This window comes from Nocardioides marmoraquaticus, from assembly GCF_054777915.1.
In genome coordinates, this window is sequence record NZ_BAAHAA010000019.1 from 61,520 (window position 1) to 81,780 (window position 20,261).

20 protein-coding genes are annotated in these 20,261 nt (G+C 73.3%); 9 read left to right on the plus strand and 11 right to left on the minus strand.

Going from position 1 to position 20,261, the window contains the following annotated elements; genetic code table 11:
• Positions 1–903 carry an RNase adapter RapZ gene (gene rapZ / locus ACYU8I_RS14205; protein WP_460841956.1) on the minus strand — a complete coding sequence of 301 codons (903 nt, stop codon included), beginning with the start codon at positions 901–903 and terminating at the stop codon, positions 1–3.
• Positions 903–2,876, minus strand: a complete 1,974-nt coding sequence (uvrC, locus tag ACYU8I_RS14210) for an excinuclease ABC subunit UvrC (RefSeq protein WP_460841958.1) — start codon at positions 2,874–2,876, stop codon at positions 903–905. The genes rapZ and uvrC overlap by 1 nt, the downstream gene beginning before the upstream one ends.
• A 133-nt stretch (positions 2,877–3,009) precedes the next feature.
• Here uvrC and ACYU8I_RS14215 point away from each other — a divergent pair, with 133 nt between their 5' ends.
• Entirely contained in the window at positions 3,010–3,459 is a 450-nt protein-coding gene (locus tag ACYU8I_RS14215; protein WP_460841959.1) for a universal stress protein, read from the plus strand.
• A 32-nt stretch (positions 3,460–3,491) separates the two neighbouring features.
• Here the strand turns inward: ACYU8I_RS14215 and ACYU8I_RS14220 are convergent, their stop codons facing one another.
• Entirely contained in the window at positions 3,492–4,019 is a 528-nt protein-coding gene (locus tag ACYU8I_RS14220; protein WP_460841961.1) for a Rieske (2Fe-2S) protein, read from the minus strand.
• Positions 4,020–4,266: 247 nt separating this feature from the next.
• Positions 4,267–7,125 carry an excinuclease ABC subunit UvrA gene (uvrA, locus tag ACYU8I_RS14225; protein ID WP_460841963.1) on the minus strand — a complete coding sequence of 953 codons (2,859 nt, stop codon included), beginning with the start codon at positions 7,123–7,125 and terminating at the stop codon, positions 4,267–4,269.
• Between the two features lie 214 nt (positions 7,126–7,339).
• On the opposite strand from uvrA, the gene ACYU8I_RS14230 reads away from it, so the two are divergent.
• Positions 7,340–8,038 (plus strand): MBL fold metallo-hydrolase, encoded by a 699-nt coding sequence (locus tag ACYU8I_RS14230; RefSeq protein ID WP_460841965.1) that lies wholly within the window; start codon positions 7,340–7,342, stop codon positions 8,036–8,038.
• Between the two features lie 3 nt (positions 8,039–8,041).
• Here ACYU8I_RS14230 and ACYU8I_RS14235 read toward each other — a convergent pair whose 3' ends face one another.
• Both ACYU8I_RS14235 and ACYU8I_RS14240 read right to left on the minus strand, forming a co-directional pair.
• Entirely contained in the window at positions 8,042–8,743 is a 702-nt protein-coding gene (locus ACYU8I_RS14235) for a DUF6885 family protein (RefSeq protein ID WP_460841967.1), read from the minus strand.
• Positions 8,743–10,113 carry a glutamine synthetase family protein gene (locus tag ACYU8I_RS14240; RefSeq protein WP_460841969.1) on the minus strand — a complete coding sequence of 457 codons (1,371 nt, stop codon included), beginning with the start codon at positions 10,111–10,113 and terminating at the stop codon, positions 8,743–8,745. Before ACYU8I_RS14240 ends, ACYU8I_RS14235 begins: the two co-directional genes overlap by 1 nt.
• Positions 10,114–10,163: 50 nt before the next feature.
• Here ACYU8I_RS14240 and ACYU8I_RS14245 point away from each other — a divergent pair, with 50 nt between their 5' ends.
• Together ACYU8I_RS14245 and ACYU8I_RS14250 are read left to right on the plus strand one after the other, a co-directional pair.
• A complete protein-coding gene (locus ACYU8I_RS14245) occupies positions 10,164–10,667 on the plus strand; it encodes a GNAT family N-acetyltransferase (protein ID WP_460841971.1) in 504 nt (167 codons plus the stop codon).
• Positions 10,668–10,676: 9 nt separating this feature from the next.
• A complete protein-coding gene (locus ACYU8I_RS14250) occupies positions 10,677–11,231 on the plus strand; it encodes a DUF1707 SHOCT-like domain-containing protein (RefSeq protein ID WP_460841972.1) in 555 nt (184 codons plus the stop codon).
• A gap of 125 nt (positions 11,232–11,356) precedes the next feature.
• On the opposite strand, the gene ACYU8I_RS14255 is transcribed toward ACYU8I_RS14250, so the two are convergent.
• Together ACYU8I_RS14255 and ACYU8I_RS14260 are read right to left on the minus strand one after the other, a co-directional pair.
• Positions 11,357–12,433 carry an NAD-dependent epimerase/dehydratase family protein gene (locus ACYU8I_RS14255; RefSeq protein WP_460841974.1) on the minus strand — a complete coding sequence of 359 codons (1,077 nt, stop codon included), beginning with the start codon at positions 12,431–12,433 and terminating at the stop codon, positions 11,357–11,359.
• The gene (locus ACYU8I_RS14260; RefSeq protein WP_460841977.1) at positions 12,430–12,900 is read right to left on the minus strand and encodes an SRPBCC family protein; all 471 of its coding nucleotides are present in this window, start codon (positions 12,898–12,900) and stop codon (positions 12,430–12,432) included. The genes ACYU8I_RS14255 and ACYU8I_RS14260 overlap by 4 nt, the downstream gene beginning before the upstream one ends.
• A 64-nt stretch (positions 12,901–12,964) precedes the next feature.
• Between ACYU8I_RS14260 and ACYU8I_RS14265 the strand changes: the two genes are divergently transcribed.
• The 3 genes from ACYU8I_RS14265 to ACYU8I_RS14275 all read left to right on the plus strand — a co-directional run bounded on the left by ACYU8I_RS14265 (position 12,965) and on the right by ACYU8I_RS14275 (position 15,878).
• The gene (locus tag ACYU8I_RS14265; protein WP_460841980.1) at positions 12,965–13,363 is read left to right on the plus strand and encodes an SRPBCC family protein; all 399 of its coding nucleotides are present in this window, start codon (positions 12,965–12,967) and stop codon (positions 13,361–13,363) included.
• 31 nt (positions 13,364–13,394) lie between these two features.
• Positions 13,395–14,855 carry an NADP-dependent phosphogluconate dehydrogenase gene (gndA, locus tag ACYU8I_RS14270; protein WP_460841982.1) on the plus strand — a complete coding sequence of 487 codons (1,461 nt, stop codon included), beginning with the start codon at positions 13,395–13,397 and terminating at the stop codon, positions 14,853–14,855.
• Between the two features lie 168 nt (positions 14,856–15,023).
• Positions 15,024–15,878, plus strand: a complete 855-nt coding sequence (locus ACYU8I_RS14275) for a serine protein kinase RIO (RefSeq protein WP_460841985.1) — start codon at positions 15,024–15,026, stop codon at positions 15,876–15,878.
• A 51-nt stretch (positions 15,879–15,929) separates the two neighbouring features.
• On the opposite strand, the gene ACYU8I_RS14280 is transcribed toward ACYU8I_RS14275, so the two are convergent.
• Complete coding sequence (locus tag ACYU8I_RS14280) at positions 15,930–16,475, minus strand: Dps family protein (protein ID WP_460841988.1); 546 nt, start codon at positions 16,473–16,475, stop codon at positions 15,930–15,932.
• A gap of 170 nt (positions 16,476–16,645) precedes the next feature.
• Between ACYU8I_RS14280 and ACYU8I_RS14285 the strand changes: the two genes are divergently transcribed.
• On the plus strand, positions 16,646–17,725 hold the full coding sequence (locus ACYU8I_RS14285) for an HpcH/HpaI aldolase/citrate lyase family protein (protein WP_460841991.1): 1,080 nt from the start codon (positions 16,646–16,648) through the stop codon (positions 17,723–17,725).
• On the plus strand, positions 17,725–18,594 hold the full coding sequence (locus ACYU8I_RS14290) for an HpcH/HpaI aldolase/citrate lyase family protein (RefSeq protein WP_460841994.1): 870 nt from the start codon (positions 17,725–17,727) through the stop codon (positions 18,592–18,594). Before ACYU8I_RS14285 ends, ACYU8I_RS14290 begins: the two co-directional genes overlap by 1 nt.
• 4 nt (positions 18,595–18,598) lie before the next feature.
• Here ACYU8I_RS14290 and ACYU8I_RS14295 read toward each other — a convergent pair whose 3' ends face one another.
• A complete protein-coding gene (locus ACYU8I_RS14295; protein WP_460841997.1) occupies positions 18,599–19,468 on the minus strand; it encodes a type IV toxin-antitoxin system AbiEi family antitoxin domain-containing protein in 870 nt (289 codons plus the stop codon).
• A 558-nt stretch (positions 19,469–20,026) separates the two neighbouring features.
• Positions 20,027–20,261 (minus strand): transposase (locus ACYU8I_RS14300; protein WP_460841999.1); only part of this gene is annotated, 235 nt, incomplete at its 5' end.

Genomic DNA, 20,261 nt, shown 5'->3' on the forward strand with positions numbered 1-20,261 from the left:
TCACTCCCGACCCAGGTCGCGGTGGATCGTGTCGGCCTCGAGACCGACCTCGCGCAGGCGGCGCGCGATCTCCTCGGACATGGCCACGCTGCGGTGGCGGCCGCCGGTGCAGCCGATCGCGACGGTCATGAAGCGCTTGCCCTCGCGGAGGTAGCCGGTGCCGACCGTCTGGACCACCGGCACGTAGCGGTCGAGGAACTCGACGGCGTCGTCGCGACCGACGACGTAGCTGGCGACCGGGGCGTCCTCGCCGGACAGCGGCCGCAGCTCGGGCACCCAGAAGGGGTTGGGCAGGAAGCGCATGTCGGCGAGCAGGTCGGCGTCGACGGGCACGCCGTACTTGAAGCCGAAGCTCAGCACCGAGATGCGGAGGCTGACGCGCTCGGGGGTGCCGAAGGACCGCGCGACCCGGTGCTTGAGCTGGTGGATGTTGAGCGGGGTCGAGTCGATGACGAGGTCGGCGTCGCTGCGCAGCGTGGCCATGACGACGCGCTCCTTGGCGATGCCCTCGAGCAGCCGGCCCCGCCCCTGCAGCGGGTGCGGCCGACGGGCCGCCTCCTGACGCCGGACCAGGATGTCGTCGGTGGCGTCGAGGTAGAGCAGGGTCGTGCGCCGGGTCGGGAAGCCGGCCACCATCTGCTGGCGCAACGCCTCGAAGAAGACCCCGGCACGGACGTCGACCACGGCCGCGATGGGTTGGTCGACGCCCTGCTTGGCGTCGACGAGCCGCACCACGTCGGCGACGAGCTCGGGCGGCAGGTTGTCGACCACGAAGTAGCCGAGGTCCTCGAGCTCCTTGGCCGCCGTGCTGCGACCCGCCCCGGTCATGCCGGTGACGATGACGAGCTCGCCACGGGTGTCGTCGTCGGTGCTCGCGGCGGGCGGGTGGTCGACCTGGGCCATCAGCTCTCCTGGATCTCGCCGGTGGTGGTGTTGACGGACGTGCCGCGCGGGGCGGCGGCGACCGCGTCGGCGATGGCCTCCGCGGTGCGGGCGCCGATGCCGGGGACGGTCGCGATCTCCTCGACTGTCGCCGAGCGCAGCTTCTTCAGCGACCCGAAGTGCCGCACGAGCGCCTTGCGCCGGACCTCGCCCAGCCCGGGGACGTCGTCGAGGGTGCTCTCGACCATGGTCTTGGACCGGCGCGACCGGTGGTGGTTGATCGCGAAGCGGTGCGCCTCGTCGCGCACGCGCTGGAGCAGGTAGAGGCCCTCGCTGCTGCGCGGCAGGATGACGGGGTCCCCCTGGCCGGGGAGCCACACCTCCTCGAGGCGCTTGGCGAGGCCGCAGACCGGCACGTCGTCGATGCCGAGCTCGTCGAGGGCGCGCTGGGCGGCCGCCACCTGCGGCGGGCCGCCGTCGACCACGACGAGGCCCGGCGCGTAGGCGAACTTGCGGGGACGGCCGGTGTCGGGGTCGACGAGCATCGGCCCGGAGTCGGGGTCGACCTCGCCACCTGCGAGGTCGCCGTGCTCGATCCGCTCGTCGAGGAGCCGCCGGAAGCGCCGGGTGATCACCTCGTGCATCGAGGCGACGTCGTTCTGGCCGTCGACGCCGCGCACCACGAAGCGGCGGTACTCCCCCTTGCGCGACAGGCCGTCCTCGAAGACGACCATGGAGGCCACGACCTCGGTGCCCTGGAGGTTGGAGACGTCGTAGCACTCGATGCGCAGCGGGGCGTCGGGGAGCGCCAGGGCTTGCTGGATCTCCTCCAGCGCCTGGCTGCGGACGGTCAGGTCGCTGGCGCGCCGGGTCTTGTGCAGCGCCAGCGACTGCGAGGCGTTCTGGGCGACCGTCTGCTGCAGGGCGCGCTTGTCGCCCCGCTGCGGCACGCGGATGCGGACCTTGCTGCCGCGGCTCTCCGAGAGCAGCTGCTCGAAGGTGTCGGCATCCTCCGGCAGCGCCGGCACGAGCACCTCGCGGGGGATCGCGTCGCCCTCCTCACCGGCGTAGAGCTGCAGCAGGAACTCCCCCACCAGGCCCCCGGTGTCGAGGTCCTCCACGCGGTCGGCCACCCAGCCGCGCTGGCCGCGGATGCGTCCGGAGCGGACGTGGAAGATCTGCACGGCGACCTCGAGGGGGTCCTCGGCCAGCGCCACGACGTCGGCGTCGGTGCCGTCGCCGAACACGACGGCCTGCTTCTCGAGGGCCTTGCGCAGCGCGCCGAGGTCGTCGCGCAGCCGCGCGGCGCGCTCGTACTCCTGCTCCTGGGAGGCGGCGTACATCTCGGTCTCGATGCGCTTGACGAAGGCGTCGGTGCGCCCGCCCATGAAGTCGGCGAAGTCGGTTGCGATCTCGCGGTGCTCGTCGGCGTCGACACGCCCGACGCACGGCGCCGCGCACTTGTCGATGTAGCCCAGCAGGCACGGCCGCCCGATCTGGGAGGAGCGCTTGAACACGCCGTTGCTGCACGAGCGCATCGGGAAGACGCGCAGCAGCAGGTCGACGGTCTCGCGGATGGCCCAGGCGTGGCTGTAGGGGCCGAAGTACTTGGTGCCCTTGCGCTTGGCGCCGCGCCCGACCATGACGCGGGGGAACTCCTCGCCCATCGTGATCGCCAGCCACGGGTAGGACTTGTCGTCGCGGTACTTGACGTTGAAGCGCGGGTCGAACTCCTTGATCCAGGAGTACTCCAGCTGCAGCGCCTCGACCTCGGTGCCGACGACGGTCCACTCGACCGAGGCCGCCGTCGTCACCATCGTGGCCGTGCGCGGGTGCAGGCCGGCGATGTCCTGGAAGTACGACGACAGCCGTGCGCGCAGGCTCTTGGCCTTGCCGACGTAGACCACGCGACCGCTGCGGTCGCGGAAGCGGTAGACCCCGGGCTGGGTGGGGATCGACCCGGGCTCGGGTCGGTAGGTCGCCGGGTCTGCCACGCGGCCAACCCTACGGCGGCACCCCGACAGTCCGGGGTCGCGGTGCGACGCAGCCCTCACCCCTCCCGGTCGCGTCGCGAGCGCCCTGTCGGGCACCCTGGGAGGACCGCCCCCGACGAAGGAACGACGCGACATGACCGACTCCCCCGCTCCCGCCGACGCCACCGCGGGAGCCCCGAACGGCCTCCCGCGCACGATCGTGGTGGGCTACGTCCCGAACGCCGAGGGCCTGGCGGCGTACCACGCGGCCCGCGACTGGGCGGTCGCCGGCGCGAGCCGCCTCGTCGTCGTCAACACCGGTCGGCACGGCGACTACTCGCACCCGAGCTTTGCGGGCGAGCACGAGCTCGACGCCATCCGTGACGAGCTGGTCGACGCCGGCGTCGACCACGAGGTGGTGCAGCCGGTCGACGGCCGCTCGGCGGCCGAGGCCGTCCTGGCGGCGGCGACGGAGCACGCCGCCGACCTCGTGGTGATCGGGCTGCGCCGACGGAGCCCGGTGGGCAAGGTCCTGACCGGCTCGACCGCCCAGCACGTGCTGCTCGAGGCGCCGTGCCCGGTGCTCGCCGTGAAGGCGGGCTGACCGAGGCCCGGGTGCGGCGGCTGGTCGTGACCTTAGGCCACCGTCAGCGTGTCGCCGTCGTCGGTCACCGACTTCTCGGCCAGCGGCTCCTCGGCCGGGCCCTCGAGGACCGAGCCGTCCTCGATCGAGAAGACGCTGCCGTGGCACGAGCAGTCGATGCCGCTGTCGGTCACCTCGGTGACCAGGCACTGCTGGTGCGTGCAGACGGCGGTGAACGCCTTGAACTCGCCCTCGGTCGGCTGGGTGACGACGACCTCCTGGTCGGCGAAGATCGCCCCGCCGCCGACCGGCACGTCAGACTTGGCGATGCCGCTGGCACTGCCGCCCGACTCCCCCGAGCCACCCGACGACCCGGACCCACCCGAGCCCTCCGAGCCCTCCGAGCCCTCCGAGCCGCTCGAGGACCCGCTGTTGCCGCACGCCGCGAGCAGCGGCACGCCCACGGCGCCGGCGACGAGCGCGCGCCGGCTGGCAGGCGACGCTCCGAGGCGGTGGCGCACGCAGCACGACGCGGCGCTCTCGTCGGGGCTGGGCTGGGCAGGGGCGGCACGGTGGTCCATGGGGTCCCTCCTGGGGCGGTGGCGCAGGGTCGGGCGCGGAGTGGGGCGCGCGGGAGGGCCAGGCTAGCCACGCCACCTAGCAGGAGCCTGTGGGCGCTGACCGGGCGTCAGCAACCGCCCAGGACGGGCTCGACGAGGTCGGTGCGCCCACCCTCGTCGACGCGGGCGCAGCCGACCAAGATGGGCCGGCCGTCCTCGACCTCGGCCGCGACGCCGTCGAGCAGGCCCGCGACCGCCTGGTTCGCGCTCAGCCCAGCAACGGCTGCAGGAACTGCCCCGTGAAGCTCTCGGGCACGGCCGCGACCTGCTCGGGGGTGCCCTCGGCGACGACGGTGCCGCCGCGGTTGCCGCCCGCGGGACCCATGTCGACGATCCAGTCGGAGGTCTTGATGACGTCGAGGTTGTGCTCGATGACCAGGACGGTGTTGCCCTTGTCGACCAGGCTGGAGAGCACGCCGAGGAGCTTGCGGATGTCCTCGAAGTGCAGGCCCGTGGTGGGCTCGTCGAGGACGTAGACCGTGCGGCCGGTCGAGCGCTTCTGCAGCTCGCTGGCCAGCTTGACGCGCTGGGCCTCGCCGCCCGACAACGTGGTCGCGGGCTGTCCGAGACGGACGTAGCCCAGCCCGACCTCGACGAGCGTGGTCAGGTGGCGCGAGATGGCCGGGATGGCGGCGAAGAACTCGACCGCCTCCTCGATGGGCATGTCGAGCACGTCGGCGACGGTCTTGCCCTTGTAGTGCACCTCGAGCGTCTCGCGGTTGTAGCGGGCGCCGTGGCAGACCTCGCAGGGCACGTAGACGTCGGGCAGGAAGTTCATCTCGATCTTGAGGGTGCCGTCGCCGGAGCACGCCTCGCAGCGCCCGCCCTTGACGTTGAACGAGAACCGGCCCTGCTGGTAGCCGCGGACCTTGGCCTCCGGCGTCGAGGCGAAGAGCTTGCGGACGTGGTCCCAGACCCCGGTGTAGGTCGCCGGGTTGGACCGCGGGGTGCGACCGATCGGCGACTGGTCGACGTGGATGACCTTGTCGACCTCGTCGACGCCCGTGATGCGCTTGTGCCGGCCCGGCACCGTGCGCGCGTTGTAGATCGTCTTGGCCAGCGAGGTGTAGAGGATGTCGTTGACCAACGTCGACTTGCCCGAGCCGGAGACGCCCGTGACGGCCACGAAGCAGCCGAGCGGGAAGCTGACGTCGATGTCGCGCAGGTTGTTCTCCCGGGCACCGTGCACGGTGAGCTGCCGCTTCTTGTTCCGGGGGCGTCGCACCGCGGGCACCGGGATCGTCTTGCGGCCCGAGAGGTAGAGCCCCGTCTCGGAGTCGGGGTGCTCGAGCAGGTCGGCGACCGTGCCGGAGTGCACCACCTGGCCGCCGTGCTCGCCGGCGCCGGGGCCGATGTCGACGACCCAGTCGGCGACGTTGATGGTGTCCTCGTCGTGCTCGACGACGATGAGCGTGTTGCCGAGGTTCTTCAGGCGCACCAGGGTCTCGATGAGCCGCTGGTTGTCGCGCTGGTGCAGGCCGATGCTGGGCTCGTCGAGCACGTAGAGGACGCCCACGAGCCCGGCGCCGATCTGGGTGGCGAGCCGGATGCGCTGGGCCTCGCCGCCCGAGAGCGAGCCCGACGGCCGGTCGAGCGAGAGGTAGTCGAGGCCGACGTCGAGCAGGAAGCGCAGCCGCTCCTGGATCTCCTTGAGCACCCGCTCGGCGATCTGCCGCTCGCGCGGGGTGAGCTCGAGGGCGTTGAGCCAGTCGGAGGCCTCGTTGATCGGCAGCCGGGCGACCTCGGCGATGGTGCGGCCTCCCTCACCGAAGCGTCCGCCCAGCGTCACCGCCATGGAGACCGGCTTGAGGCGGGTGCCCTGGCAGGCCGGGCACGGCACCTCGCGCATGAAGCCCTCGAACCGCTCGCGGCTGGTGTCGCTCTCGGCCTCGGCGTGGCGGCGCTCGACGTAGGGGCGCACGCCCTCGAAGGAGGTGTAGTAGGACCGCTCGCGGCCGTAGCGGTTGGTGTGGCGCACGTGCACCTTGGTGCCGTGGCCCTCGAGGATCGCGGTGCGCGCCCTGGCGGGCAGCTTGCGCCAGGGCGTGTTGAGGTCGAAGCCGAGCTCGTCACCGAGCGCGCCGAGCAACCGGGTGAAGTAGTCGGCGACGTGGGCGCCCGACCACGGCTGGATGACGCCCTCGCCCAGCGTGGCGTCGGGGTCGCTGACGACCAGCTCGGGGTCGACCTCCATGCGGGTGCCGAGGCCGGTGCACTCGGGGCAGGCACCGAAGGGCGAGTTGAAGGAGAACGACCGCGGCTCGAGCTCGTCGGTCTCGATGTCGTGCTCGTTGGGACACGACATCTTCTCGGAGAACTTCATCTCCTTGTGCGGGTCCTTGGCGTCGAGGTCGACGAGGTCGAGCACGACCAGGCCCGAGGCGAGACCCAGCGCGGTCTCGACGGAGTCGGTGAGGCGGCGCTTGCTGCTCGGCTTGACCACGAGGCGGTCGACGACGACCTCGATGGTGTGCTTTCGCTGCTTCTCCAGGGCGGGCGCCTCGGCGAGCTGGACCGTCTGGCCGTCGACACGGGCCCGGCTGAAGCCCTGGGCCTGCAGCGTGCGGAAGAGCTCGACGTACTCGCCCTTGCGACCGCGGATGACCGGGGCCAGCACCTGGAAGCGCGTGCCCTCCTCGAGCTGCATCACCCGGTCGACGATCTGCTGCGGCGTCTGGCGCTCGATGGGCGCGTGGCACACCGGGCAGTGCGGCCGGCCGGCGCGGGCGTAGAGCAGGCGCAGGTAGTCGTAGACCTCGGTGATGGTGCCGACGGTCGAGCGGGGGTTCTTGGACGTGGACTTCTGGTCGATCGAGACGGCCGGGCTCAGGCCCTCGATGAAGTCGACGTCGGGCTTGTCCATCTGGCCCAGGAACTGCCGGGCGTAGGCCGACAGCGACTCGACGTAGCGCCGCTGGCCCTCGGCGAAGATGGTGTCGAAGGCCAGGCTCGACTTGCCCGAGCCGGACAGCCCCGTGAAGACGACGAGCGAGTCACGGGGCAGCTCGATCGAGACGTCCTTGAGGTTGTGCTCGCGCGCCCCTCGGACGACCAGCTGATCAGCCACGGACAAGCTCCTCGCTCTGCTGCGTACGACGTGGGGGTCGGGCCCGGCGCCACAGTAGTTCGAACACGTGTTCGCCAGGCTAGCGGACGCCCACGTCTGGACGGTGTCGACGTACCCAGGCACGCCCGACCCTGCGGGCGCACGTCGTCGGACGCCCTCGGAGCAACCTACGTCGGCCCTCCGACAATCCCCCACCGACCGTAGGCTGCCTCACATGAGCCACCACGACGGCAGCCCCTCCGGCACCTACTCCGGCACGGTCTCCCCCGGCGGGACGCCCGACGTGCGCGAGCTGGCCGGGCTGGTGGTCACCAAGCTCGCGGTCGACCCGGAGATGTCCAACAACTGCTACCTGCTGCGCTGCCGGGCCACGGGCGAGCAGCTGCTGGTCGACGCGGCTGCGGAGCCGGAGCGGCTGCTCGAGCTCGTCGGCGACGACGGCCTGGCCACCGTCGTCACCACCCACCAGCACTGGGACCACCACCGGGCCCTCGCCGACGTGGTCGCGGCCACCGGCGCCCGGGTCGTCGTCGGCGGGCCCGACGCCGACGCCGTGACCGAGCAGACCGGCGTCACGGTCGACGAGCGCGTCGCTCACGGCGACGTCGTGCGGGTCGGCGAGGCCGAGCTGCAGGTGATCCACCTCCGCGGCCACACCCCCGGCTCGGTCGCGCTGCTGTACGACGACCCGCAGGGCACGCCGCACCTGTGGACCGGCGACAGCCTCTTCCCCGGCGGGGTCGGCAACACCTTCGGCGACGCCGACGCGTTCCGGCAGCTGCTGGCCGACGTCGAGGAGCGCCTCTTCGCCCGGCTGCCCGACGAGACGTGGTTCTACCCCGGCCACGGCGACGACTCGGTGATCGGCGAGCAGCGCCCCCACGTCGAGGAGTGGCGCGAGCGGGGCTGGTGAGCCTCAGGTCGACCAGAGGTCGGTCGACCCGCCCGCCTCCTCCACCCGTCGCCGTACGCCGCTCGCGTCGGCGGCGGCGACCAGGAGCAGCAGCCCCCGCCCGGGAGGGGCGGACAGGCCGGCGTGCAGCGCCGCGGTCGTGACCACCCGGCAGCCGGGCGGCTCGCCCGCCTGGCCGAGCTCGGCGTAGGTGTCGGCCACGCCCGCCTCGGAGCCGTCCGGAGCGACGCCGTGCAGCACGACGAAGTGCCCCACGTCGAAGGGGGTCCCGGGGTCCATCGCGCCGGTGCGGACGTTGGCGAGCACGCCCACGTCGGGGCCCTCGGCCAGCGAGAGCAGCAGTCGGCCGAGCCCGGTGACGTCCAGGTCGCGGGCCGCGACGACCTCGACGCCGGTCGTGGCGGACACCCCGGCCGCGACCCCGGCGGCGTCGGAGCCGCTCTCGCCTGCTGTCGTGGCGTGCGGAACGATCGCCCACCCCGAGGTGTCGAACCGCGCCCCCGGCGGGCGCCACTCGGCGACGTCGGACGGGAAGACCCGGGTGCCCGACGCGACCGCGAGCGCGGTGACCGTCGGAGGGGCGTCGAGCAGCGCGTGCAGCGCCACGTGGGCCGAGAACGGACCGCACAGCTGGTCGGGCTGCGGGAGCGCCGCGCGGTGGCGGGCGAGCACCCGGTCGGCGCCCGGGAACGGCAGCAGGCCCATCAGTAGAGCCAGCGCAGCGACGCCAGCACCTCGTCGTCGGGCTTGCCCTCGGCCCAGGCGGCGTCGGCGTCGCGGCAGGCCACGAAGGCGCCCAGCAGGTCGTCGCCCAGCACCTCGCGCACCAGGTCGCTGCCGAGCAGGTGCGCCCGCTGCTCCTCCCACGTGGTGGCGAGGGGCACGATGCCGGCGGCCGTCCGGTCGGCGTCGCCCATCGACCCCGGGTCCTGCTGCACCGGGGCCGGCGGCTCGAGTCCCTCGGTCACGCCGGCGAGGCCGGCGGCGAGCACCACCGCAAGCGAGAGGTAGGGGTTGGCCGAGGCGTCGGAGGCCTTGAGCTCGACGTTGGTGACCTCGTCGCCCAGCAGGCGCGACGCCGGCACGAGGCGCAGCGCGGCCTCCCGGTTCTCGACGCCCCAGGCGGTGAACGCCCCCGCCCAGTAGTGCGGCCGTCGGCGCAGCAGCGAGCCGGTGCTCGGCGCGGTGACGGCGACCAGCCCCGGCAGCTCCCGCAGCAACCCGGCGACGTACCCCCGGCCGACCTCGGAGAGCCCGTGCTCGCCGTCGCCCACGAGGGCGTTGCGCCCGTCGCGCACCAGCGAGGTGTGCAGGTGCCAGCCGTTGCCGGCGACCTCGGCGCTCGGGAGCGGCGCCATGCTGGCGCGCAGGCCGTGGTTGCGGGCGGCGGCGTGCACGACCTGGCGCGCCAGCACCTGGGCGTCGGCGGCGGCGACCGGGTCGAGCGGTGCGAGGGCGAGCTCGAGCTGGGCGCCGCCGTACTCGGCGTGCACCTGCCCGACGCGCAGCCCCGCTGCCTCGAGGTCACCGAGGAGCGTCACGACGACGTCCTCGACGTCGCGCACGGCGTTGGCGGAGTACGCCGGGCCGCGGTGCCCGGCGACCAGCGCGCCGTCGTTGGACTCGTGCGAGAGGTAGACCTCCATCTCGAACCCGGCCCGGGCCTCAAAGCCCGCGTCGGCCAGCCGCGCCACCTGGCGCTCCAGCACGGTGCGCTGGCAGTACGGCCAGGGCTCGCCGTCGGCCGTGACCTGCCGACCCTGGGCCCAGGCCAGGCCGGGCTGGCCGGGCAGGACGGTGACGTCGGACGGCTGGTCGACCACGGGGACGAGGCGGACGTCGCCGGACGGGGTGGAGAGGCCCTCGTGGGCGAAGGTGATGCCGTCGTGGCTGTCGAAGACCGCGAACACGGCCGTCACGCCGGCGCCTCGTCGCACGCCGCCCTCCAGGTCGTCGACCGGCAGCACCCGGGTCCGCACGATGCCGTTGTTGTCGACCCATCCGACCTGCACGCCGCGCACGCCCTCCGCGCGCAGCCGGTCGGTCAGGGCGGTCACGTCGACGCGAGGAGTCATGCGCCGCAAACTACCGTCGCGGCCGTCGCCGGGGCGTGCATGATGCGCCGGTGACCGAGATCCGCCTGGTGCCGCTCGCCGACGAGCACGCGGACGTCCTGCGCGCGGCGATGACCGACCCGGAGATCCAGCGGTTCACCCGGGTGCCCGTGCCGCTGCCCGACGGGTGGGTCGAGGCGTGGCTGGCCCGCTTCGCCACCGAGGACCGGCACGGCTGGGCGGTGCTCGACCCGGCCGGCGACCTCGTCGCCTACGCCGTGACCGGACCGGTCGACCGCGAGGCGCGCGAGGTCGAGGTCGGGTACGCCGTCCTCCCCCACGCCCGGGGCCGCGGGGTCGCGACCGCCACCCTGCGCGCGCTGTCGGGCTGGGCCCTCGACGAGGGCATGCAACGGGTCGTCGCCCTGGTCTCCACCGACAACCCGGCCAGCTCCAACGTCGTGGCGAGGGCGGGCTACACCATCGAGGGCGTGCTGCGCTCGGTGCACCACCGCGGCGACGAGCGGATCGACCTCGAGAGCTGGTCGCTGCTGCCGGGTGACGTCTCCCCCTAGGCTGGCGACATGTCCGGGGAGATGCCGCACGGTGCCTGGGAGCGCTTCGACCACGACCCCCGCCTGCCCGCGCACCGGCACCTGCGGGCCTCCGACCGCGACCGCGACGTCGTCAGCGAGGTGCTGACCGAGGCTTTCGCCGAGGGGCGGCTCGACCGTGCCGAGCTCGACGAGCGCCAGGACCAGCTCCGGGCCGCCCGCACCCTCGGCGAGCTGCCGCCGCTCGTCCGCGACCTCGTCAGCGACCAGGTCGTCACCCGCCGACCCTCGGCGGCGCTGCGCCAGGAGGCCGAGGCGCAGTACCGCCAGCGGCTCGTCGGCGCCTTCGGCAGCTTCCTGGTGCCGACGCTGATCTGCTGGGTGATCTGGGTCAGCCTGCTCGTCGCCGGCACCGGGACGGGCTTCCCGTGGCCGCTCTTCGTCACCATCGGCACCGCCATGGGCCCGGTCGGGGTGCTGGCCAACGGGCGGGAGAAGCAGATCGGGCAGATCCAGCGCGACCTGGAGGAGAAGGAGGAGCGTCGGGAGGCGCGCCGCCGCCGACGGCTGCAGGGCGGCGGCTGAGCCAGCCGGCGTACGACGGTCCACGCCTCGCAGGCCCCGGCACGCCCACGACCCGCGAGACGTGGACCGTCGGCGAAGCCGACCCGTGACCTCCTCACCGCCAGCCGCCGGACCAGCCGCGGGCGTCAGCGCAGCGGCAGCGACCCGAGGACGCCGCGGGCGCGCTTGAGCAGCAGGCCGGCGCCCGCCCGCACGGTGGCGGGGGCGGGGATGGGCAGCTGGTCGAGCAGCGGCACGTCGGTACGGGTCCAGTCCGGGTCGCTCGGCAGCGGCGACTCGAGGTTCGTGCCCGGCGCGGTGAACGCCCGTCGCATGGCCGCACGCACGCCGAGCAGGGGCGCTGCGTCCTGCGGCTCCCAGGTCTCCCCCGGCCGGCACACCATGTCGTGGTGCAGGCTCTCGACCAGCGCGGTGACGGTCCAGAACGGCGCCGAGACCAGCGCCGCGGTGCCGAGCCCCGCCAGCGAACCCGGCACGGAGACGATCGGCACCCGCAGCCGCAGCAGGCCGGCGGCGCGCGAGCACTCGGCCAGCAGCCGCGAGTAGCTGAGCACCTGCGGGCCGCCGACGTCGACGGCACCCTTGAGGCGCGGCTCGCGCGACTCGTCTAAGGCCTCGACCATCGCCCGCACCAGGTCGGTGACGGCGACGGGCTGCACCTTGTGCTCCAGGAAGGTCGGCACCGGCTGCAGCACCAGCAGCGTCGCGATCTGCCGGATCACCTCGAACGACGTCGAACCGGCACCGAGCACCACCCCCGCCCGCAGGGCGGCGACGCTGCAGCTCTCGGAGCCCGCCTCGAGCAGCACCTGCTCCACCTCGAGGCGCGAGCGGATGTGGGCGGAGAGGTCGCAGGGCTCGACGTCGGGCACGAGGCCCGACAGGTAGACGACACGCCGTACGTCGGACTGCCGCACGGCGTCGCGCACGGCCTCGGCTCCCTGGCGGTCGAGGTCCTCGAAACCACGCCGGTCGAGCGAGTGCACGAGGTAGCAGACCGCGTCGACGTCGGCGACGGCCTCCTCGACGGCGATCGGGTCGATGACGTCGCAGCGGCGCCACGCGACGCGGTCGCCCCACGCGAAGCGCTCGGGCCGGGGCTGCGAGGACGACGCGACGACGACCTCGTGCTCGGCGTCGAGCAGGGCGGGGACGAGGCGCGAGCCGACGTAGCCGGACGCCCCGAGCACCAGGATCCTCACGAGGCCTCCCCCAGGTGACGCAGCAGGTTGCGCGAGAACGCGATGCCCATGCCGCTCATGACGGTGGCCATGCCCGCCTCCACGGCCGGCCGTGCGACGCGCGGGAACGGCAGGTCGGCGTCGACCTCGATGTCGATCGAGACCCGCGTGCTGTCGTCGGCGCGCTCCTCGAGGTGGTACTCGCCGCGCACCAGCGTCTGCTGGTCGGGGTGGTCGGGGTGCGGCCGGAAGCCGATGCGCACTCCCTCCTCGAAGCTCATCTGCTCCACGAAGGTCGACCCGATCGACCCCCCGAGCACCGGGATCCGCACCACGTGCCAGGTCCAGGTGTCCCCGTCGGCGTCGATGCGCTGCAGGTACGGCGTCAGCCGGGGCAGCAGCGTGTGGTCGGTGAGCGCCGCCCACACCTCGGCGCGGGAGGAGTGCACCGTGGCGGCGGACTGCTTGCTCGCGGAGAAGCGGGTCATCATGCTCCTGGTCGGCGGGGACGGGGCGGGCGGCCGACGCGTGCGGAGCGGGTACTGCCCCGCCATGGCCACCGTGACCCTGCGTACCCGCGGCGACGCCGCCCCAGACACCGCCTGGGAGCGCTACGCCGACCCCAGCCTGTGGTCGACGTGGTCGCCGCAGATCCAGCGGGTCGAACTCGACGCCCCCCGCCTGGTCGGCGGCGCGCGCGGGACCGTGCGGGCCGGGTTGCTGCCCCACCCCACGCTGCCCGTGCCGTTCACGGTGCTGGAGGTCGACGAGCCCGCCCGCACCTGGGCCTGGGAGGTGCGACTGGGGCCGGTCCGGCTCCGGCTCGAGCACGGCGTCGTGCCCGAGCCGGGGGGCTGCGCCACGTGGCTGACCGTGCGCGGCCCCGCCCCGGTCGTGGCGGCGTACGCCCCTGTCGCGCGGTGGGCCCTGGGCCGGCTGGTCCGCGCGTGAGCCCGGCCCGGCACCGGGTACGACGGCGTACGTGAACAACCACGGATCGCCCACCGGGACCACGGCAGACATCGGCCTCACGGGGCTGGCCACCATGGGCCGCAACCTCGCCCGCAACATGGCGCGCCGCGGCCACGTCGTCGCTGTCCACAACCGCACGGCGCAGAAGACGACCGACCTGGTCGACCAGTTCGGCAACGAGGGCGAGTTCGTCGCCTCGGAGTCGCTCGAGGACTTCGTCGCCAGCATCAAGAAGCCCCGCGCCATCGTCATCATGGTCAAGGCCGGCGACGCGACCGACGCGGTCATCGACGACCTGGTGCCCCTGCTCGACGAGGGCGACATCGTCGTCGACGGCGGGAACGCCCACTACGAGGACACCCTGCGCCGGCAGGAGGCGCTCGCCGAGAAGGACCTGCACTTCGTCGGCATGGGCGTCTCGGGCGGCGAGGAGGGCGCGCTGAACGGACCGTCCATCATGGTCGGCGGCTCCGACCACGCCTACGACCGGCTCGGCCCGATCGTCGAGGGCGTCGCGGCCCAGGTCGACGGCACGCCGTGCGCCGCCCACCTCGGCCCCGACGGCGCCGGCCACTTCGTCAAGATGGTGCACAACGGCATCGAGTACGCCGACATGCAGCTCATCGCCGAGGCCTACGACCTGCTCCGCACGCTGCTCGGCAAGAGCCCGGCCGAGATCGCCGAGATCTTCCGCGAGTGGAACGAGGGCGACCTCGAGTCGTTCCTCATCGAGCTCACCGCCGACGTGCTCGCCCACGAGGACGCGAGCGGCCAGCCGTTCGTCGACGTCGTGCTCGACCAGGCGGAGCAGAAGGGCACCGGCCGCTGGACCGTGCAGAGCGCGCTCGACCTCGGCGTGCCGGTCACCGGCATCGCCGAAGCGACCTTCGCACGCAGCGTCTCCGGCCACGCCGAGCAGCGGGCCGCCGCGCAGAAGACGTTCTCCGACGAGCTGCGCGTGCCGGAGGTCGACGACCCCGACCAGCTGGTCGAGGACGTCCGCACCGCGCTCTACGCCTGCAAGGTCGTCGCCTACGCCCAGGGCTTCGACATGATCACCGAGGGCAGCAACACCCACGACTGGGGTGTCGACCCCGGGGTGTGCGCCACCATCTGGCGGGGCGGCTGCATCATCCGGGCCCGGTTCCTCGACCGGATCCGCGAGGCCTACGACGCCGAGCCCGACCTCACCACCCTGATGACGCAGGACTACTTCGCCCAGGCCCTCAAGGACGGCGAGGCCGGCTGGCGCCGGGTCGTCTCCCTCGCGACCGCCGCCGGCGTACCGGTCCCGGCGTTCGCCTCGTCGCTGTCGTACTTCGACTCCCTGCGCCGCGAGCGGCTCCCCGCCGCCCTCGTGCAGGGCCTCCGCGACAACTTCGGCGCCCACACCTACCAGCGCGTCGACCGCGACGGCACCTTCCACGTCGAGTGGGCCACCGACGACCGAGCGGAGGTCAGCGCCGACTGAGCCGTCGCTCGGGTGGCACGGAAAATACGTTGCCACCCGGGCGCACGTCGTACGACGCTGGGGCGACGCCGGGCCCGCACGGGGCCCGCCCGGGGAGAGGAGGCGAGATGCGCACGACTGACGTCGGCCTGCCCGCCGCCCGCCTCACCTCACTCCCCTGGAGCACCCGTGCACCTCTTCGAGGACTCGACCGAGCCCATCGACCCCGCCTTCACCTGCGACTTCCGTCCCTACGACGACCCTGACGACTCCCGCCAGCGCTGGAGCACCTGGTGGGACGTCGAGCCGCTGTGCCGCGGCCCCGAGCCCCGGCCCGACTGGGTCGTCACCGACCGGGCCGCGGTCGACACCGAGCTCGGCGTGCTGAAGTCGGGCAAGGAGGCCGACGTCTTCCTGCTCGAGCGCGCCGTCGACGACGGCCGCGGCGTCGTCATGGCCGCGAAGCGCTACCGCGACACGCAGCACCGCGACTTCCACCGCAACGACACCTACCCCCAGGGCCGGCGCGGCAAGGACTCGCGCGAGGCCCGCGCCGTGGCGCGCGGGACCTCGTTCGGCAAGGCCGTGGCCGCCGGTCAGTGGGCCGGGGCCGAGTGGTCGTCGCTGGTGCGCTGCTGGGCGGCGGGCCTGCCGGTCCCCTACCCGGTGCAGGTCGACGGCACCGAGATCCTCATGGAGTGGGTCAGCCACGACGGTGACACCGCCCCGCGCCTGGCGCAGCTGCGACCCGGGGCCGGGCTGCTGCGCGACCTGTTCGAGCAGCTGCGCGAGGCGATGGCCACCATGGCGCAGCACGGGCTCGTCCACGGCGACCTGTCGGCGTACAACCTGCTCGTCGCGGATGACCGGCTCGTCGTCATCGACCTGCCGCAGACGGTCGACCTCGTCGCCAACCCCCAGGGGTGGGACTTCCTGCTGCGCGACTGCGCCAACGTGTGCGCGTGGTTCCGCGGGAAGGGCCTCGACCCCGAGGTCGCGGACGAGCACGCGATGCACGCCGACCTGCTCGCCACGGCGTTCTAGACGCACGACGCCCCCGGACCCGTCGGGGTCCGGGGGCGTACGGCGCCTGGCTCAGCGGGTCGCGTCGGCGGCGGCCTGCTCGCTCGAGACGTCGTCGGTCGGCAGGTGACCGGCGACGTTCTCGAGGTGGGCGCGGACGAACCACTGGAACTTCTCCAGCTCGGCGGTGTGCCCGATGAGCATGTCCTCGGTGACCGGGTCGAGGTCACCGGTCTCGGCGATCGCGTCCCGGTTGGAGGCGACGACGCCGCGGTAGACCATGTCGAGGGCGCCCAGGTGGGCGGTGACGGTGTCGCGGCGCAGGCTGTAGTCGTCCCAGTCGCGGGCCTTGACGATGTCGCCGGTGGTGCCGCCGGGCGAGCCGCCCATGGTGGCGATGCGCTCGGCCACCTCGTCGGCGTAGCCACGCACGACCTCGACCTGCGGGTCGATCATCTCGTGGACGCCGATGAAGTTGGGGCCGACGACGTTCCAGTGCACGTGCTTGAGCGTGAGGTGGAGGTCGTTGTAGGCCGCCAGGCGGTACTGCAGCAGCTCGATGGTGCGGGCGCTGGCGCCCTCGTCGAGTCCGGGGGTGGTGTAGCTGACGTCGGTCACGTCGGGTGCTCCTCTAACGCGTCGTCATGGATCGTGGGTGTCTCGGACCAGGTACCCGGTGGAGGGGTCGGCACACGGCTCCGGGGCCCGTCGAAGGGCCTCGATGCGGTCGGTCACGGGTGGGATCAGTCACAGCCACGGCACCGCTGCGCGCTGCTAGCGTCCGCGCCATGCGCAGCGCCAAGGACTTCTTCCGGCCGCTCGCGGTGGGGGCGCCCGAGCCCCTGCGCGAGGTGCCCGCCCGCCCCAGCCGGGCGATCCACTTCTTCGACCCGAGCAACGCCAAGATGGCGTCCAAGGTGCCCGACATGGTCGGCACCGTCGACGTGCTCCTCGGCAACCTCGAGGACGCCGTCAAGGCCGACAACAAGGAGGCCGCCCGGCAGGGCCTCGTCGACGTCTCGCGCGCCAACCCCGAGCTCGGTGGCCCCGACAGCGGCACCCAGCTGTGGACGCGGGTCAACGCCCTCGACTCGCCCTGGGGCCTCGACGACCTCACCACGCTGGTCACCGAGATCGGCGACAGGCTCGACGTCGTCATGGTGCCCAAGGTGCAGGGCGCCGAGGACATCCACTACGTCGACCGCCTGCTCGCGCAGCTCGAGGCCAAGGCCGGCCTGACCCGGCCGATCCTGGTGCACGCCATCCTCGAGACCGCCCGCGGCATGGCCAACGTCGAGGAGATCTGCGGCGCCAGCCCCCGCATGCAGGGCCTCTCGCTCGGCCCGGCCGACCTCGCGGCCGACCGCCGCATGAAGACGACCCGCGTCGGCGGCGGCCACCCCGGCTACCTCGTGCGCCAGGACCCCGTCGACGGCGCCATCGACGGCGACCGGCCGACGTACCAGCAGGACCTGTGGCACTACACCGTCGCCCGCATGGTCGACGCCTGCGCGATGCACGGCATCTACCCCTACTACGGGCCGTTCGGCGACATCGCCGACGTGGTGGCGTGCGAGGACCAGTTCCGCAACGCCTTCCTGCTCGGCTGCGTCGGCACCTGGACGCTGCACCCCAAGCAGGTCGCCATCGCCAAGAAGGTCTTCTCCCCCAGCGTCGACGACGTCGCCCACGCGCGACGGGTGGTCGAGGCCATGGGCGACGGCACCGGCGCGGTGATGCTCGACGGCAAGATGGAGGACGACGCCTCGCTCAAGCAGTGCCTGGTCATGGTCGAGCTCGCCGAGCAGCTCGCCGCGATCGACCCCGAGCTGAGGGCGGCGTACGACGCGATCGGAGCGGACGCCTGATGAGCGAGGAGTTCACGCCCCGGCGCTCGGTGCTCTACATGCCGAGCAGCAACGCCCGCGCGCTCGAGAAGGCCAAGACCATCGCGTGCGACGGGCTCATCCTCGACCTCGAGGACGCCGTCGCCCCCGACGCCAAGCCCGACGCCCGCGAGGCCGCGTGCGCGGCGGCCGCCTCGGGCGACTACGGCCACCGCGAGGTGACCATCCGCGTCAACGGCGCCGACACCGCGTGGCACGACGACGACCTCCGCGCCGCCTGCGCCGCCGGCCCGGCCGGCATCGTGGTGCCCAAGGTCGCCTCGGCCGCCGCCGTGCAGGCGCTCGCCGACAAGCTCGAGCGCTACGACGCCCCCGACCACACCGCCCTGTGGGCCATGGTCGAGACGCCGGTGGCGATGCTGCACGCCGAGGAGATCGCCGCCGCGTCCGAGCGCCTGACCGTGCTGGTCATGGGCACGAACGACCTCGTCAAGGAGCTGTACGCCGCCCACGTGCCGGGCCGCGCCCCGCTGCTCACCGGGCTCTCGCTGGCGCTGCTCGCCGCCCGGGCGACCGGCAAGGCCATCCTCGACGGGGTCTGGAACGACGTGAAGGACACCGACGGCTTCCTCGCCGAGTGCCGCCAGGGCCGCGAGATGGGCTTCGACGGCAAGACGCTGATCCACCCCGGCCAGGTCGAGGGCGCCAACCAGGTGTTCGCCCCCAGCGCCGAGGCCGTCGAGGACGCCCGCGGCGTGCTGCAGGCGTGGGAGGAGGGCGGCTCCGGCGTCGTCACCTACCACGGCCGCATGGTCGAGAACCTCCACGTCGAGTCCGCCACCCGCACGCTGTCGATCCACGAGGCGATCCAGGCGCTCGGCACCGCCTGACACCTCACCCGACGTCCGCCAGCAGCGCCTGGTGGAACTCACGCTCGAGGTGGCGGCGCAGGGTCTCCAGCTCGGCGTGCAGCACCCTGGCCTCGGGCAGCACCACCGGCCACCAGCCGGCGTCGCGCAGGCGGCGTACGTCGGCACCCGTCGCGGCCGGGGCCAGCAGGACGCCGAAGCGGTGGTCGGGCAGCCCCAGCACGAGCCGGACGGCGCCGTCGCGCGTCGGCACCACGAGCCCCGGCGACGGCGTCGGCAGCCGCGACCGGAGCCACTGCAGCCGCAGCACCGACTCGACCGGACGGCGGGCGCGGTCGTCGGCCAGGACGGCCAGCTCGCGCACCCAGGCGTCGTGCGGGCCGAACGCCAGCGCGGCCAGCAGCTCGGTCGACGTGACGACCCGGTCGGAGAGCAGGTGGTCCATCACCGCCAGCGCGACCGGCTCGTCGTCGTCGCGGGCCAGGTCGAGCGCGGTGCGCAGCGGGGTGGTGACCAGGGTGCCGCCGACGTCCAGGACGTCGCGCTCCTGCACGGTGCCGACGCGTCGGCGGTGCAGTGGCACCGGCGGCAGCGGTGGCAGGCCGCGGGGCGTGAAGACCGTGACGTCGGCCCCGTGCACCCACGCGGCGGTGCGCCCGACGGCGACGTGCTCCGGACCGACCGCGAGCCCGGCCGCGGCGGCCCGGAACTCGGAGTCGTGTTCCGCCGTGGCCGCCGCGTGCACCCCGCGCAGCACCCGCACCACGGTGCCGGCGCGCAGCAGCCGCTCCAGCCGCGACCGGGTCACCCCGGCGGCCGCCGCCTGCGCGCGGGTGAACGGGCCCGCCGCCAGGGCGGGAACCGGGAGGTCGAGGTCGAGCGTCGGTCCAGTCACGCCCCGAAGCCTCACCCGGCTCGCCGATCCGCGCGACCGACGATCCACAGGCCTGTGGATCCGTCGTCGTCGAAGCACGACAGAGCAGACCGGGAGCAGCAACCTCGTGCCCGCTTGCCCAGGGCCGTCGGTGGACGCGGATGGTTCCGTCGGGCAGGCGTTCGTGGCGGTAGGCGGGGCCGTGGACGCGGCGGTGGTGGGGGCCGCAGTGCAGTCGGCCGGTGCTGGTGTCGGTGGTGCCGCCTTGGGACCAGGGGGTGTCGTGGTGGGCGTCGCACAAGTGAGCGGGGACGTCGCAGGACGGCGATCGTGAGCGGTACGCGGTCAGGTGCGGGGGTCTCGAGACTCCTCGCTGGCACTCGTCGCACCTCGACCAGCGAGGGTCCTGGGTGGTCGAGGTGCGAGGAGCCCCTGGGCGACGAGCCTCGAAACCCGGTGACCACCGCCGCGGCCCGTCGAGACGGTCGCTGCGCGACGTCCCCACCCCTGTGGCTGCGCAAACCCTTCCGAGCTCAGGGCGGTCGAGCGGTCGGGTGCGGGGGACGCTCCTATGTTGCGTCAAGTTGCCGTTGGTGGTGTTTCGAGGAGGCGGTAGAGGTCTCGGGCGAGGTACCGCTTGAGGCAGCGGCGGATCTCGCGGGGGTTCTTGCCCTCGGTGGTGCGGCGTGCGGTGTAGGTGCGGGTGGGTTCGTGGTGGCGTTGTCGGACCAGGACGATGGTGTGCAGGGCGGCGTTGAGGCGTCGGTCGCCGTGGCGGTTGAGGCGGTGGCGGGTGGCGATGGCGCCGCTGGTG